The sequence below is a fragment of the Labrenzia sp. 011 genome, assembly GCF_003075075.1.
In the GTDB taxonomy this organism is placed as follows: Bacteria; Pseudomonadota; Alphaproteobacteria; order Rhizobiales; family Stappiaceae; genus Roseibium.
In genome coordinates this window covers 42,189-57,673 of the sequence record NZ_QCYM01000001.1, presented here as the reverse complement: position 1 = coordinate 57,673, position 15,485 = coordinate 42,189, and the positions used below count along the sequence as shown (strand labels likewise).

General features: G+C 62.5%; 15 protein-coding genes. 3 read left to right on the top strand and 12 right to left on the bottom strand.

Annotation, left to right across the window (positions count from 1 at the left end; all coding sequences use genetic code 11):
• Positions 1-32: 32 nt before the first annotated feature.
• The 5 genes from DCO57_RS00285 to DCO57_RS24035 form a co-directional block, all read right to left on the bottom strand.
• Positions 33-578: a nucleoside-diphosphate kinase gene (locus tag DCO57_RS00285; protein WP_116696864.1), complete on the bottom strand. Its 546-nt coding sequence runs from the start codon at positions 576-578 to the stop codon at positions 33-35.
• Between the two features lie 145 nt (positions 579-723).
• Positions 724-1,170, bottom strand: coding sequence for a nucleoside diphosphate kinase regulator (gene rnk / locus DCO57_RS00280; RefSeq protein WP_116696863.1), 447 nt, complete (start codon positions 1,168-1,170; stop codon positions 724-726).
• 365 nt (positions 1,171-1,535) lie between these two features.
• Positions 1,536-4,265 carry a cation-transporting P-type ATPase gene (locus DCO57_RS00275; protein WP_116696862.1) on the bottom strand — a complete coding sequence of 910 codons (2,730 nt, stop codon included), beginning with the start codon at positions 4,263-4,265 and terminating at the stop codon, positions 1,536-1,538.
• A 332-nt stretch (positions 4,266-4,597) separates the two neighbouring features.
• Positions 4,598-4,765, bottom strand: a complete 168-nt coding sequence (locus tag DCO57_RS23425) for a hypothetical protein (protein WP_165814585.1) — start codon at positions 4,763-4,765, stop codon at positions 4,598-4,600.
• A 178-nt stretch (positions 4,766-4,943) separates the two neighbouring features.
• Positions 4,944-5,075 (bottom strand): hypothetical protein, encoded by a 132-nt coding sequence (locus DCO57_RS24035; RefSeq protein WP_279629122.1) that lies wholly within the window; start codon positions 5,073-5,075, stop codon positions 4,944-4,946.
• 332 nt (positions 5,076-5,407) lie between these two features.
• On the opposite strand from DCO57_RS24035, the gene DCO57_RS00265 reads away from it, so the two are divergent.
• Complete coding sequence (locus DCO57_RS00265) at positions 5,408-6,643, top strand: cytochrome P450 (protein WP_116696860.1); 1,236 nt, start codon at positions 5,408-5,410, stop codon at positions 6,641-6,643.
• 90 nt (positions 6,644-6,733) lie between these two features.
• On the top strand, positions 6,734-7,933 hold the full coding sequence (locus DCO57_RS00260) for a glycerophosphodiester phosphodiesterase family protein (RefSeq protein WP_116696859.1): 1,200 nt from the start codon (positions 6,734-6,736) through the stop codon (positions 7,931-7,933).
• Between the two features lie 72 nt (positions 7,934-8,005).
• Here the strand turns inward: DCO57_RS00260 and DCO57_RS00255 are convergent, their stop codons facing one another.
• The 6 genes from DCO57_RS00255 to DCO57_RS00230 form a co-directional block, all read right to left on the bottom strand.
• Positions 8,006-8,596: a MerR family transcriptional regulator gene (locus DCO57_RS00255; protein ID WP_116697304.1), complete on the bottom strand. Its 591-nt coding sequence runs from the start codon at positions 8,594-8,596 to the stop codon at positions 8,006-8,008.
• A gap of 20 nt (positions 8,597-8,616) precedes the next feature.
• Positions 8,617-8,931 carry an integration host factor subunit alpha gene (locus DCO57_RS00250; protein ID WP_023003819.1) on the bottom strand — a complete coding sequence of 105 codons (315 nt, stop codon included), beginning with the start codon at positions 8,929-8,931 and terminating at the stop codon, positions 8,617-8,619.
• 144 nt (positions 8,932-9,075) lie between these two features.
• The gene (locus DCO57_RS00245; RefSeq protein ID WP_116696858.1) at positions 9,076-10,053 is read right to left on the bottom strand and encodes a beta-ketoacyl-ACP synthase III; all 978 of its coding nucleotides are present in this window, start codon (positions 10,051-10,053) and stop codon (positions 9,076-9,078) included.
• Entirely contained in the window at positions 10,050-11,114 is a 1,065-nt protein-coding gene (gene plsX / locus DCO57_RS00240) for a phosphate acyltransferase PlsX (RefSeq protein WP_116696857.1), read from the bottom strand. Before plsX ends, DCO57_RS00245 begins: the two co-directional genes overlap by 4 nt.
• Before the next feature lie 243 nt (positions 11,115-11,357).
• Positions 11,358-11,924 carry a DUF177 domain-containing protein gene (locus DCO57_RS00235; protein ID WP_116696856.1) on the bottom strand — a complete coding sequence of 189 codons (567 nt, stop codon included), beginning with the start codon at positions 11,922-11,924 and terminating at the stop codon, positions 11,358-11,360.
• 45 nt (positions 11,925-11,969) lie between these two features.
• Positions 11,970-12,518 carry a ubiquinol-cytochrome C chaperone family protein gene (locus DCO57_RS00230; RefSeq protein WP_116696855.1) on the bottom strand — a complete coding sequence of 183 codons (549 nt, stop codon included), beginning with the start codon at positions 12,516-12,518 and terminating at the stop codon, positions 11,970-11,972.
• A 123-nt stretch (positions 12,519-12,641) separates the two neighbouring features.
• On the opposite strand from DCO57_RS00230, the gene bamE reads away from it, so the two are divergent.
• Positions 12,642-13,079 carry an outer membrane protein assembly factor BamE gene (bamE, locus tag DCO57_RS00225; RefSeq protein WP_116696854.1) on the top strand — a complete coding sequence of 146 codons (438 nt, stop codon included), beginning with the start codon at positions 12,642-12,644 and terminating at the stop codon, positions 13,077-13,079.
• 52 nt (positions 13,080-13,131) lie between these two features.
• On the opposite strand, the gene DCO57_RS00220 is transcribed toward bamE, so the two are convergent.
• Positions 13,132-15,270, bottom strand: a complete 2,139-nt coding sequence (locus DCO57_RS00220; protein WP_116696853.1) for a sodium-translocating pyrophosphatase — start codon at positions 15,268-15,270, stop codon at positions 13,132-13,134.
• Between the last annotated feature and the right edge of the window lie 215 nt (positions 15,271-15,485).

The window sequence follows — 15,485 nt, the reverse complement described above, 5'->3', positions numbered from 1 at the left end:
GCAGAATGCTCCGGCGCAAATGGTTCCCGGCATCAGGCCACGGAGGGGCCGGGATCGTCGTGACCATCCGGAACGGCCCGCAAATCCCGGGCCTTGTCGTGCGCGCCACCGCGAACCAGCTTCAGCACAGGCCTCTGCCGTCGTACAGGGCGCGCGGATGGATCAGCTCCGGCTGTTTTTTCCCGCCGCGCCGCTTCCGGCTGATAGTGCACCTTCTCCAGCAGGATCGTCTCACGGACGCCCTGATCGGTCCTCAGGACGAACTCCTGCCCCTCCGCAAGCCCGAGCAAAGCCAGGCCGCGTAGGGTGGTTATCGGCAGGAACATGCCGACAGGCGCCACCATGCGCTCCAGGGACAGGACGCGGGTATCGGAATCGCCGGTGTTGACCACATAGGTGATGCGGCTGTTCACGCTGGCGATATTCGCAGGCAGGTCCTCCCGGAACACGACCTGAACGCCGTCCAGTTTCCGCGTCAGGATCGCCGCAAGCGGGTCCTCCCGGCTGGCACAGCGGTTCCGCATGGCCTCCAGAACGGTGAAATCCTTGGTGGTGAGAATGCAGGTCTCTTTTGACATCGCAGGTCTCCGTCGCCCCGTCGAGGGGCGGATAGATTGGATCGGATTCTTGAGAGTCCCCTGGCCCATGGGCGCAGGGGCTAAAGTCCTGCGATGAGACATCCTCCGAACAGCGCGAGGCGGGGCCTTGGCCCGAGCCTCGTCATCACGAGACCCGAAGCGCGGCGGGCTCGGCAAGGTCCGGCGCCTCCTGCGGCACGCCGACAGATTGCACGGTCAGACGGTGGACCCGGCCACCGCGATCCTCCCAGTCGATCGACTGCCCCTCGGACAGACCGATCAGCGCCACGCCTATGGGCGTCAGGATAGACACCTTTCCTTCGGCGATATCCGCCTCGCCCGGAAAGACGAGGGTGACATGCCGGTCTTCGCCAAGGTCACTGGTGAAGCGAAGGGCCGACCCCATGCGCACGACGGTTGCGGCAATGCGGGTATCATCGACAATGCGTGCCCGGTCGAGTTCTCCCAGCAGCACCTCGGCAAGGTCCTCATCGCGCGCTGCATGGGTTTCGGCCAGCAGCGACAGCCGCTCGTGCTCGGATCGGGTCACCGTTATGGCGGGTTTGCGGTGTTTCTTTTTCTGGGGAGCCATCCCGGCCTCCTTGCCACGCTTGCTGCAGATGCACCTGTGGCGTTGTTGTCGTCCTGATTTTCGGGGGTGATGTCGCTTGTGTTCCTGTTGACCGTCAATCAGGTCAACCGCCTGTGCCCCGCGGCTGGCGCGACGCGACCGAGCCGGGGGTTAAATGCCCGGGATGGGGCATACCCGATTGAAATTCAAATGGAGCGGCTCGAACAACATGCTGCGAGCTTGGCGTCAGCCGATACGGAAGTCAAGGGACGCGGCGGCACGGTCCTGGCAAAGGGGCCGGCCCCCGCCGCATTGCGGCTTTCCGCCGCGCCCGAACGCGGTGGATGGTCCCAACAGGCCCTGTCACAAAGCTGCGGGCGCCTTGCTCAACGCTCCCTTCCGCCGGCGGAGGATGCGGGCTCGGCGGGCGCTTGTCGCAGACAGGACAGCACCAGGAAACTCTGACCGACGACAAGGGGTAGAAAGCTCATCGAGACAGCGAGAAGCATCCCCTCCGTGCCTGGCCAGTGAAGGCCAAGAACATCGGCAAGGGCGGGATGTCCCATCGCAATACCCAGGAGGCCGAGACAGAGCGCCAGGGCGCCCCAGACATATGGATTGCGGCTGACATCATTGCGGACGATGGACAGGGAGGGTCGGCGGACGTTGAACACGTTCCACAGCTGCCCCAGGGCAAGGGTCAGAAACGCAACGACCACCGCGCTCTCCGTTCCCAGGTCAAAGTAAAAAAGCGCCAGCGTGAAGGCCGCGAGCGTGGCCAGGGTGATCGCCCCGCCCAGCAGCCCGATCAGGATCCATCGCGTCCTGTCTATGATCGGCTCGCTCGGATCCCGGGGAGGTTCCGACATGGTTTCGTCGTCTCCCCGGCCGAGCCCCAGCGCGAAGGCGGGAAAGACATCCGTGACGAGATTCAGGAACAGGATCTGCAGAGGCAGGAGCGGAGCCGGCAGGCCGACGCCGACGGCAATGCCGACGATCAGGATTTCGCTGACATTGCAGGACATCAAGTAGACCACGAATTTGCGGATGTTTTCGAAGATCGTCCGTCCCTGGCGCATGGCCGCGATGATCGTCGCGAAGGCGTCGTCCTTCAGAACGATGTCGGAAGCCTCGCGGGCCACCTGCGTGCCACGCAGCCCCATGGCAATGCCGATATCCGCCTTTTTCAACGCCGGCGCGTCGTTGACACCGTCGCCCGTCATGGCGACCACATGCCCCTGATCCTGAAAAAGCGACACCAGCTTGAGTTTCGTATCCGGCGCCACGCGTGCGAAAACGTCTGTCTGAAGCACGCTCTCACGGGTTTCCGCGTCGGCGGTTTCGGGATCGATACCGGCAAGCTCGCGCCCCGTCAGCACCTTGAGCGGCCCGGCGCCGAGACCGGCTTCCTCGGCGATCTTGGCGGCGGTGTCCGCATGATCCCCGGTCATCATCACGACGCGCACGCCCGCATGCTGGCTTGCCCGGATGGCCGCGGGAATATCCTCGCGCAGGGGATCGAGAAAGCAGACCAGCGCGACCAGCGTCAGCCCCTCGTAGGGGTCTTCGCCTTCCGTTGCCGCCGTCTTCATGGCCAGGGCCAGAACCCTCAGCCCTCTGCCTGCCGCGAGATCGCTGCGCGCGCGCCATTGCGCCAGATCCTGCGCGCTCATCTCCCGCGGGCCGCCGTCCGCAAGAACCGACCGGGACACCTCGAGCACGGATTCGGGTGCGCCCTTGACCGCATAAAGGATGTCGCCATTGCAGGAAAAGACCGTCGCCATCATCTTGCGGACCGGGTCGAAAGCATACTGCCTGAGCGGCCGGAACTGCGCGGCAAGGGACGTCCGGGTCAGCTCCGCCCGGGCGGCAACCGCCAGCAGCGCGATTTCCATGGGGTCACCTATGCGGGCGCTGCCGTCCTGCAGGTCCGGTTCGGCCGTGTTGCACAGCACACCGACCTTCAGAGCCCAGTCCAGAGTGTCCGGTCCGGCAGTGTCATCACCGCTGTCAGCCAGGCGGAAGGGAACCTCTTCCCCCTCGCGCGCAACCTCGACGTCATGGCCATCGAGGAGATAGCTGACCACCGACATCCGGTTCTCCGTCAGCGTGCCGGTCTTGTCGGTCAGAATCAGGGTGGTGGCTCCGAGGGTTTCCACCGAAGACAATTGAGTGACGATCGCATTGCGGGCCGCCATCCGCCACATGCCGCGCGCCAGACACAGTGTGGCGACCACCGGAAGCCCCTCCGGAATCGCCGCCACGGCCAATGCCACTCCGGTCTTGATCATCTCGGCAACGGAGTTCCCCCACAGAATACCCGCCAGGCTGGTGAGCGTCGCCAGGCCGAGCGTCAGCCAGACCAGCTTCTGTCCCAGTTTGTCGAGACGCTGCTCCAGGGGGGACGCATCGGCATCGGCTTCCTCGGCGAGCGCGCTGATATGACCGAGCTGCGTCGCCATCCCGGTGGCGACGACAATCCCCTCCCCGAGGCCCTGGGTGACCGCCGTTCCGCTGAACGCCATGTTCGTCCGCTCCGCGACAGCGGTGTCGGGGTCGATGCTTTCGGTCTGTTTCACAACGGGCGCGGATTCCCCGGTGAGCAGGGATTCATCGCAGAATAGATTCGATACGTTCACCAGCCGCAGATCCGCGGTAACCACGTCGCCGGCTTCCAGAACGACAATATCTCCCGGCACCAGCTCGTGCGCGTTGATCTCCTGCACCTGCCCGTTCCGCCGCACGCGCGTGCGCACTTCGGTAATGCGCATGAGTGCTTCCATCGACCGTGCCGCGCGCAGTTCGGTGAAGAATCCGATCGCGCCATTGAGCAGCAACACGATCACGATTGCGATGGAGTCCGCGACATCTCCCAGAACGAATGACAGAACCGCTGCAGCCGCGAGCATCCAGACGATGATGCCTGTGAACTGATGGGCCAGGATGAGCAGCGTGCTGCGGGTCTTGTGTTCCCGGAGCCGGTTGGGGCCATGGACCCGGCGCCGGCGAATGGCCTCGGCCTCCGTCAGCCCCTGCGCCGGCTGCGTGGCCAATCTCTCGGCGACCTCTCCAGCCTCCAGAGCAAAGGCGGTCTCAACGGTTCCGGTCTTTTCCATAGTTCCTCGGGTCAGGCTTTCCACTTTGTTGCCGCCGGGCAAGGCGCGTCGCACCGCGCCACCTGAAGCGACCGGAGCCTTCTTGTTGCTGAAAAACGAAAAGGATCATCGCATCCGGCGGCAGGCCTGTTCCAGCCCCCCCGAACGGGGCGCCCCGGCATAGCGGCAGCGACAGGCGTGTCACGGGCGCTTACCGGCATTCAGGAACACCTCAGGCCCTTGCGGTCGGAGCCCAAGCCGGAAATGCCTGAAGAGAGTGATTTCCACCTGCCCTCTGTCCGGGCGGCATGCCGCCCGGACAGAGGGCAGGTCGCGCCCGTCGCAGGGCCTGATCAGTCGGGTTTCGGATTCGAATCCGGTTCCAGCATTGCCGGCGGATCGCTGGCCGGGAAGGTTTCGTCCAGGGCCTCGTCGAGCAGATCCTCGATATGCTCGCGCTTCTCCTGTGGCGTGCTGCCGCTTTTCGGCTTTTTTCCGGGGGCTTCGGGTCTCGGCACCATTTCTCGTCTCCACAGTACGGGCGAATTCACCCGGTTCAGAGAGCATGGAAAGAACAGCTGCACATTGAGCGGAATCAATCGCCGGCAACCATGCTCCAATTTCGCCTTTGGCATCCTCTTGCCGCAGACCGGGAGATAACGGTTCCGGTAAAGAGCTCCTGTTCGGGGGGCACCACGCTCAGGCAGCTTCGCGTTTCGCCCGTTCGATCCGGCCGATGAAATCCGACAGCCAGGCAATTTCCTTCAGGTAGACATCCATGCTGAGCGAGGCGAGTTCCATCAGCAGCGCCTGCGGATTCGGGTTTTCCAACCCGGTCTCCTGCAAGAAACTCTGATATTCTTCCCTGAAAGCCTCCGGAATACGCATAACGGCCTCACGCACTTCATAAATCGCTGATCTTGAGCGGGATCGGCTCACCCCGCGTTAACGAACTGTTAAGAATCCCGTTCTCCCGCCGTTATCGTCAAATCTGCCCTTTCCTCGCTATCCCCAGGCGGTATCCTCACCCGCCGGAAAAAGCATGAATAACTGCGAAAAACGGAACGGACCCCGCGCTTTCCGCTTGCAAGCGTCCGGCGAAATCCCCGACGCTGCCAAGAATCACAATTGTATCCGATCCCTGGCTGCCTCAAGAGTCCTCCATGACGCCGTCCACAGACCTTTGCTTCGATCCCCTGTCAGCCGAATTCGCCCGGGATCCCTACCGCCATTATGCGGCTCTGCGCGCCAGGAACGGCCTGACCTACTATGAGGATTTCGACATCTGGCTGGCCTCGCGCTTCGATGACGTCTCGCAAATCGTCCTTGACGAGAACATGGTCCGCTCTCTCGACCATATCGCCGCACCGGAGGAAATCGCGGCCCGGAAACGGGCGCAAAACTGGCATGACATGCCGCATCATTCCCGCTTCGTGCAATTCTCCCTGCTGGACAGCGACGGCGCGGTGCACGACCGGCTGCGCAAGCAGGTGTTCAGGCTGTTCACGCCGGTCATGGTGGGCAAGCTGAGGGAGGACATCCAGGCATATGTCGACACGCTGATCGACAATCTGAGCGATCAGGACGAGATCGACTTCATCGGCGAGCTGGCCGCCCATGTGCCCGGTCACATCATCGGCCGGGTTCTGGGCGTGCCCGACGAGGACTGCCCGCAATTGCGGATCTGGTCGGAAAACATCGTGCAGTTCTTCGATATCGACCGCTCGGATGAACGCAAGGAGCTGGCCGAACGCAACACCACCGAGTTCTACCGCTATCTGCTCAAGCTCAAGGCCGAACGGGAAGCCAACCCCGAAGACGACCTGATGAGCCTGATGATCGAGGCCGAACGGCAGGGGCAGATGAACCATGACGAGTTCATCTCCACCGCCATGCTGATCCTGATGGCCGGACACGGATCGACCATCGACGTGCTGGGCAGCGGCATGCATGCGCTGCTCAGGTTCCCGGAGGAAATGCAGCGCCTGCGCACCGAGCCGGGCCTGATGAAGACGGCGGTCCAGGAAATGTTCCGCTATGAATCTCCCCTGCCCTTCTTTCACCGTTACTCCACGGAAGATGTCGAGATCGGCGGGCGGAGGTTTCCGAGCGGCACCAGGTTCGGCGTGCTGTACGGGTCCGCCAACCGCGATCCGGCGCAGTTTCCCGATGCGGACAGGTTCGACGCGGGCCGCACGCCCAACTGGCATATCGCCTTCGGACGCGGCGCGCACTTCTGCCTTGGCAATCACCTTGCGCGGCTGGACATGGACATCATCTTCTCGACCCTGCTGAAACGCTTCCGGACGATCGAACTCGCCGAGGAGGCCGTCACCTACAGGCGGGGCCTGTCCGTACGCGGCCCCGAGGCCCTGAGGATCGGCTGGAAGGCGGCCTGAGTCGTTGTTGCCCCGGGCCGCCGGTCCTCTATATATCGACAGAAGCCCAGGTTGCCCTGGTTCCCGCCCTCGTGACTTACCGGAAAAAAGATGCGTTCTGCCCTTGCCGCCCTCTCCCTGACCGGACTGACACTCGCCTGCCCTGCACAGGCAGAGCATATCGAACTCGGCCCGCGCCCGGCCTATCTCGTCAGCCAGATGCCGGCAGGGCCACTGAAGGAGAAGCTCGCCGCCTGTATCGGCCAGCCGGCGAAACGGACGCTGTTTTCCGTCAGCCATCGCGGCGCGCCCCTGCAGTTTCCCGAACATACGGAAGAAGGCTACCGGGCTGCCAGCCTGATGGGAGCCGGCATTCTGGAATGCGATGTCACCTTCACGAAGGACAAGGAGCTGGTCTGCCGCCACTCCCAGAACGATCTGCATACGACCACCAACATTCTGGCGACCGACCTGGCGGAGACCTGCACGCAAGGCTTCACGCCGGCCTCGGGCGATGCCCCTGCATCGGCGGAATGCCGGACGTCCGATATCACGCTGGCGGAATTCAAGTCCCTGCGCGGAAAAATGGATGCAGCAGACAAGACCGCGAGCACCGTGGACGCCTATATGTCCGCCACCGCACCGTGGCGGACAGACCTTTATGCGGGGACCGGCACGCTGCTGTCCCACAGGGAGTCCATAGAGCTTTTCAGGGATCTGGGCGTGAAGTTCATGCCGGAGCTGAAGGGGCCTGCTGTCGACATGCCCTTTGACGGCCTTACCCGCGAAGCCTACGCGCAAAAACTGATCGAGGACTACAAGGCCGCCGGCATTCCGCCGGAAGATGTCTACCCGCAGTCGTTCGATCTCGACGATGTTCGCTACTGGATCAGCCATGAGCCGGAGTTCGGCCGGCAGGCGGTCTATCTCGACGGGCGCCGCGGGCTCGACCCCATGGATCCGGGCACATTCTCTCCGTCCATGGCCGAGCTGAAGGCGATGGGGCTGAATTACATCGCACCGCCGCTCTTCATGCTGCTGACCCTCGAAGACGGCAGGATCGTGCCCTCCGCCTATGCGAAGGCCGCCAGGGATGCGGGCCTGGAGATCGTCACCTGGTCTCTGGAGCGCTCCGGTCCGCTCAATGGCGGCGGCGGCTGGTATTACCAGAGCGTGAGCGACGCCATCGATGGCGACGGGCGCATGCTGGAGGTGGTTGACGTGCTGGCGCGGGACGTCGGCGTGAAGGGCATCTTTTCGGACTGGCCGGCAACGACCAGCTTCTATGCGTCCTGCATGGGACTGGAGTAGGGCCAACGCGCCTCGAAGCCGCACAGGAGGGCGGGTGTTCCGGACCGATCGGCCCGGGTCTGCCGCGGGCCGTCAGCGGGCCTGATCGAGGGTGCGCTTGCACTCAAGCAATTCGAACAGCGTGGCCTGCAGCCGGCGGATATCGTCCTTGGAGACGGCGGACTGAGCCGCGGCAACGCCTGCGGCCGGCTTTTCCCCGCGAAGCCTTCCGAGAATGTTCAGCCCGCCGGAGGAGCCATGGCCGGCTTCGGGAGCCGCTTCAGCCAGAACGCCGCTCGGCAGTTTTTCCTGATGTCCGTTGGAGGCAGGCTGTGGCGCCGTCCGGGCCTCCTGCCCGCCGTTGCCAGGGGCCGCGGCCTGCGGCTGCGCGATGACCTGCAGCGGTGAGGCATCCTCCCGCCAGATCTGCATGACAAACCTCGGGCCCTGCTCCTTCAGGATTCGCTGCACCCCTTTGATGGTGTAGCCTTCTCCATAGAGCAGGTGCCGGATACCCTTCAAAAGCTCGATGTCGTCCGGACGGTAATAGCGCCGGCCGCCGCCTCTTTTCAGCGGCTTGATCTGGGAGAACCGCGTTTCCCAGAACCGCAACACGTGTTGCGGCAGATCCAAGTCGTCAGCGACCTCGCTGATGGTTCTGAAGGCGTCCGGGCTTTTATCCAGTGAACTCATCCGGTCTTGTTTTATTTGCTGGCCTGTCCTGTGAGCGCATCATTGATCCGCTGCTTCAAAACATTGGATGGCTTGAACACCATCACGCGGCGCGGTGAAATCGGAACTTCTTCGCCAGTCTTCGGATTGCGGCCGATACGCTCGCCCTTTGAGCGAACCACAAACGAACCGAAGCTTGACAATTTTACCGATTCTCCTGTGACAAGACAGTCTGAAATTTCAGAAAGTACACGTTCGACCAGTTCGGACGACTCCGTGCGTGACAAACCCACTTTTTGATAAACTGCCTCGCACAGATCCGCACGGGTAATAGTCCGGTTGCCCATAACCCCTCCTCAACGACGCCAGTGATCTGGCTGATTTTGCAAGAGAACTCCGACGCAATACAATACGGTACGGCCTCCCGGCGGGCCGGTCAACCAGAACTCCGCGACAAGTTAAGATTTGTCGCAAGAAGGCCGCAGCGCCGATTACCAGCGCAGGAGAACCGATCCCCAGGTGAACCCGCCGCCCATGGCTTCCAGCATCAGGAGATCGTTCTTCTTGATCCGGCCATCCCGGACAGCCGTGTCGAGCGCCAGCGGAATCGAGGCTGCGGACGTGTTGCCGTGCAACTGCACGGTTGTAACGACCTTCTCCGGCGCGATCTTCAGTTTGCGGGCACTGGCGTCGATGATCCGCTTGTTGGCCTGATGGGGCACGAACCAGGTCAGATCCTCGGACGTCAGTCCGGTTGCCTTGTAGGCGTCCTCGATCACATCCGTGATCATGCCGACCGCATGCTTGTAGACCTCGCGGCCTTCCATGCGCAGATGACCGACAGTCTGCGTGGAGGACGGCCCCCCATCCACGTAGAGTTTGTCCTTGTGGCGGCCGTCGGAGCGCAGATGCGACGTGAGAATGCCACGGTCGTCGTTGCTACCGACACCTTCGGACGCTTCCACGACCACAGCCCCAGCCCCGTCGCCGAACAGCACACAGGTCGTGCGGTCCTCCCAGTCGAGGATCCGGGAAAAGGTTTCCGCGCCGATGACGAGGCAGCGCCTGGCCAGTCCAGAGCGGATATAGGCATCGGCGGTGGTCAGCGCGTAGACGAATCCCGAACAGACCGCATGGATGTCGAAGGCGGCCCCGTGATGGATGCCGAGACCGGCCTGCACGGTGACTGCCGTCGCCGGAAAGGTGTTGTCCGGTGTTGCCGTCGCAAGAATGATGGTGTCGATGTCCTGGGCATCCCGGCCGGCATCGGCCAGCGCCCTGCGGGCGGCGGCCAGGGCCAGGTCCGAGGTCATCTCGCCCTCCCCGGCAATATGGCGCTGCGTGATGCCGGTGCGCTGAACGATCCATTCGTCAGACGTATCGACCATCTTGGACAGGTCGTCATTTGTCAGGATTTTTTCCGGCAGGAAACTTCCGCAGCCGGTCACGGTTGAACGGATCACGCTCACAAATCACCTTCCGATGTCGGCGCGGCTTCTGCGAAACGGCCGCGATGATAATGCACAAGATCCTGGGCGATCTTGTGGGTCAATTCGTTTTTCACCATGTCATAGGCCAGATCGATCGCCGAGGCATAACCCTCGGCATCCGTCCCGCCATGGCTCTTGATCACGATGCCGTTCAATCCCAGAAAAACACCGCCGTTGACCTTGCGCGGATCCATTTTCTCGCGCAGCAGATCAAAGGCTCCCTTGGCGAAAAAGTAGCCTATTTTCGACATGAAGGTGCGGTTCATCGCCGACCGCAGGTAACTGCCGATCTGCTTGGCCGTGCCTTCCGCCGTCTTGAGGGCGATATTGCCGGCAAAGCCTTCGGTCACGACCACGTCGACCGTGCCCTTGCCGAGATCGTCGCCTTCGACGAAACCGGCGTATTTCAGCGAACGCAGAGGAGTTTCGCGCAGCAGGCGACCGGCCGTGCGCACTTCTTCCAGACCCTTGACTTCCTCCACGCCGATATTGAGCAGCCCGACCGTCGGCTGCTGAACGCCGAACAGGGCGCGTGCCATGGCACCGCCCAGAATGGCGAAATCGATCAGCTGCTGCGCATCGGCACCGATGGTCGCGCCGACGTCCAGGACAACCGATTCTCCGCGCATCGTCGGCCAGATGGCCGCGATGGCGGGCCGGTCGATATTGGCCATGGTGCGCAGGCAGAACTTGGACATGGCCATCAGCGCGCCGGTGTTGCCGGCGGAAACGGCAACGGACGCCTCTCCGGTCTTCACGGCCTCGATGGAGCGCCACATGCTGGACCGCCACCGCCCCTGGCGCAGGGCCTGACTGGGCTTGGTATCCATTGCAATGGCGACTTCGCAATGATGCACACTGGAAGCATCCCGCACCCGGGGATATTTTTCCAGAAGCGGGCGGATCACCTGCTCATTGCCGTAGAGAAGAAACCGGATATCAGGGTGGCGGACGAGCGCGATTTCCGCACCCGGAATAACAACTTCGGCCCCGTTATCGCCGCCCATGGCATCCAATGAAATCGGAATCGTTTTCGCCATTTAGAAGGTCTTTTTAACGTTTTGCTACCAAGGACGGCGCCTGGACGGCGCGCCCGAAATGTCCCACCGGTCCGGCGGGGGCCTGATCCGGCGCGAACATAACGGTTTTGAGGGGAGTGACAACCGTTTTCCGCACCCCCGCAGGCGAAGAGGTTGATAACCGGCGGGAAATCCGCGACAGGAACGCACGCCTGCGGCGCGAAATCAATACCGGATCTCCTTCCCCCCTGCTGTCGGCAGGACTCAGCTTTCCGTGCTGTCCTTGAGCGCCTGAAGGGCCGCGAAGGGAGACGGCTCCTTTTCCTCTTCCCCGTCATCGGCCCCAGTATCCCCGCCGTCGAAGGCGACGCCGGGCTTGCGCGGAAAGGGATCAAGCGACAGGGCCAGTTCCTCACAGATGACCGCGCCCAGATCCAGCACCCCGTCGATGATGACATCGGGCGGGTCCAGCGTTTCCAGATCGATCTCGATTTCGCCGTCCGCGTTCAGATCCCGGATCTTCCGCGGCTTGCTCGAATGCGGTTCGAAGGTCCTGTCGACCTCGAGTTCCAGCGCGCTTTCGAACGGTTCGAGCGAGACGACGCAGATCTGGGTGATGGAGGCATTGACAGGCCCCACGACCCTGAGACCGGCCTTGCGATAGGGCTTCAGGGTGAACCTTGCCTTCAGGCTGCGGACCGCTTCAAGGTCGAACGCCCCGGCGATCGCCTTCAGCCCGGCCGCATCCGGCTCCACGACGACTGTCTGGTCCTTGTCGACCACACTGGCGGCGGTCACCTTGAAGGAATAGGGAAACTTGTTGGTCGTCATTGTTCTTCCTTCCTGTTGCCGTTGACCCTTGCATTTCAGACGACTTCACACCGGAAGATCCCTGAACGCCTCCGGATCGGCCCAGTTGATCTGTCCACTCATCAGCTCCTGCGCCGTCTGCTCGCCAAGACGCCTTGCGGAGGCCAGCATATAATGCGCCAGACGCGTCTGCGCGACAGGCTCGGGGTTGTCCGGATAAAGATTGCGGCCGAGGGCCGCGGCCAGATCCTCGACATTTTCGCCGTCGATGGCAGGATTGTAGACATCGGCGCGGCCGAAAAAGGCCTCGCCCATCACCTTGACCTTCTTCGGCACACGGGTATCGCTGACGCCCATCTCACGCAGGGAGGCATCCATGTCCTGGAAAAACAGGTCGAACACATACTGGGTAAACTCCGAAGCCTCCTTGCCTTCCCCGCGCATGCGCCGGAAATACAGAACCGCATGAGCGACGATCAGGTCGAACCGACCGTCCACCGTGTCCGGCACATGGAAGCCGCTATAAAATACCGGTTGCCGTGCTTGAGCCACGATTTCACAATAGACCTTGTGCTCGGCATCGCGGTTGCGGCGGCGGAACATGCCGAAAATCATGACGGTCTCCAAAGTCTTCGCACGAGTCAGGTGTTGTCATGTGCCCTATCCCACGATAGAGATTTTGCCAAGCAACGAAATTCAAGAGCAGCCAGACCGGTCTGGCCAAACGGGACGTCCTAAATGAACTTCAAGGCGAGCGCCCTGATCCTTCCGCTTCTGGCCACGCTGCCGCTGGGCGGCTGTTTCACATCCACCTATACGCATGGCCATGTCGTCACCACCGACATGCTGAACCAGGTACAGGTCGGCTCCAGCCGAGAACAGGTGGAACTGGTGCTGGGGTCCCCGTCGACGACCTCGAGCCTCAATGGCGATGCCTATTATTACATTTCGCAAAAGACCGCGACGACGGCCTTCATGGCCCCCGACATCGTCGAACAGCGCGTTGTCGCCGTCTATTTCGACAAGGACGGCTACGTCCAGGATCTGGGCAACTACTCGCTGCAGGACGGCAAGATCGTCGACATCGTCACCCGCAAGACCCGAACCGGCGGCGCCGACTACGGCTTCCTGACGCAGATCCTCAGGGGCGCAACGAACCCGAGCCTGGGTCTCTAATGCAAAACCCCGGCCGAAGCGGCCGGGGTTTTTCTTTTCTGCACCAGTGCGATCAGTGCGCCAGAACCGCCAGAAGCAGCAGGGCGACGATGTTGGTGATCTTGATCATCGGATTGACCGCGGGACCTGCAGTGTCCTTGTAGGGATCGCCGACGGTATCACCGGTCACCGACGCCTTGTGCGCCTCGCTGCCCTTCTGGTGGGTGACACCGTCCTTGTCGGTGAACCCGTCCTCGAAGGACTTCTTGGCGTTGTCCCAGGCACCGCCGCCCGCCGTCATGGAAATGGCGACGAAGAGACCGGTGACGATCACCCCGAGCAGCATGGCTCCCAGTGCGGCAAAGGCATCGGCTGGTGTTGCCACCGCCTTGACCACGAAGAAGACCACTAGCGGCGAGAGCACCGGCAGCAGCGACGGCAGAATCATTTCCTTGATTGCCGCCTTGGTCAGCATGTCCACTGCCCGGCCGTAGTCCGGCCGTTCCGTGCCCTCCATGATGCCCGGCTTTTCCTTGAACTGACGGCGGACTTCCTCGACCACCGCTCCGGCTGCCCGGCCGACGGCCGTCATTGAGATGCCGCCGAAGAGATACGGCAGCAGGCCGCCGAACAGGAGTCCCGCCACCACATAGGGATTGGAGAGCGAGAACAGGGTGGAGACATCGATGCCCTGGAAGATCGACCCATCGACCGCCGTGCTGGAGAAGTGCTTCAGGTCCTCCGTATAGGCCGCGAACAGCACCAGTGCCCCCAGACCGGCCGACCCGATGGCATAGCCCTTGGTCACCGCCTTGGTGGTGTTGCCGACTGCATCCAGCGCATCGGTCGTGGCCCGGACTTCCGCCGGAAGGTCCGCCATTTCGGCAATGCCGCCGGCGTTGTCGGTCACCGGTCCGAAGGCGTCCAGCGCCACGACCATGCCCGCCAGTGCCAGCATGGTCGTCACCGCGATGGCGATGCCGAACAGGCCGGCGAACGTGTGGGTGACGAGTATGCCGGCGATGATGATGATCGCCGGCAGCGCCGTGGCCTCGAGAGACACGGCAAGGCCCTGGATCACATTGGTGCCATGGCCGGTCACCGACGCCTGGGCGATCGATCTCACCGGACGATATTCCGTGCCGGTGTAATATTCGGTCACCCAGATGATCAGGCCGGTAATGATCAGACCGACGAGACCGCAGATGAACAGATCGAACCCGTTGAAGGTGAATCCGCCCGAGGTGGTGTACTGGGTCCCGGCGCCGAGCCATCCGAAGATAATGCCGGCAAGGGCGACCGCCGACAGCAGGGCGGTGGCAATGAACCCCTTGTAGAGGGCCCCCATGATCGAGTTGTTCTTGCCGAGCTTGACGAAGAAGGTTCCGATGATGGATGTCACCACACAGCTTGCACCGATCAGGAGCGGCAGCAGCATCAGTTCGATGGCCTGCCCGCCGGTGAAGTAGATGGAGGCCAGGACCATGGTGGCGACGACGGTCACCACATAGGTTTCGAACAGATCGGCCGCCATGCCCGCGCAGTCGCCGACATTATCGCCGACGTTGTCCGCGATGGTCGCCGGATTGCGGGGGTCGTCCTCCGGGATCCCCGCTTCCACCTTGCCGACAAGGTCACCGCCGACATCCGCCCCCTTGGTGAAGATGCCGCCGCCGAGACGGGCGAAGATCGAGATCAAGGAGGCACCGAAGCCGAGCGCGACCAGCGCGTCGATCACCGTGCGGTCCGTCGGGTCGTATCCCAGTCCCCTGGTCAGGACGGTGTAGTAGACAGCCACGCCCAGCAGGGCCAGGCCGGCAACCAGCAGGCCGGTGACGGCACCGGACTTGAAGGCGATCTCAAGCCCTGCCCCGAGGCTCTGGCTCGCCGCCTGGGCGGTCCGCACATTGGCGCGGACGGAAACCATCATGCCGATGTAACCGGCGCTTCCGGAAAGGATCGCACCGATGGCGAACCCGATCGCCGCCGGGCCGGAAAGCAGCAACCATGCAATCACGAAGACAACCGCGCCGACAATGGCGATGGTTGTATACTGACGGTTGAGATAAGCCTTGGCCCCTTCCTGGATCGCCTCGGCGATCTCCTGCATCCGGGCGTTGCCCGCGTCCGCCGCCATGACGGATTGAATTGCCCAGGCGCCATAGGCGATGGACAAGAGGCCACAAATAATGATGACGACAAGCTCGATCATGCTTCCTCCCAAAACTGCGGCGGACAGATTTTGTTTGTCTTTTTCCCGCCTGGCTGTGCCTCACGTCGATTCCTCTGCGTGAAGGACAAACACGATAGCAGCAAAGCGGAGCTCTTCGTCAAGCTCTCACATCGACTAAATGGGCGGTTCCGTCGCGGTATTATTTGGTGCGGTGCAGTATTTATGCTGCGCTGACGAAGTCTGCTTTCGCAAGA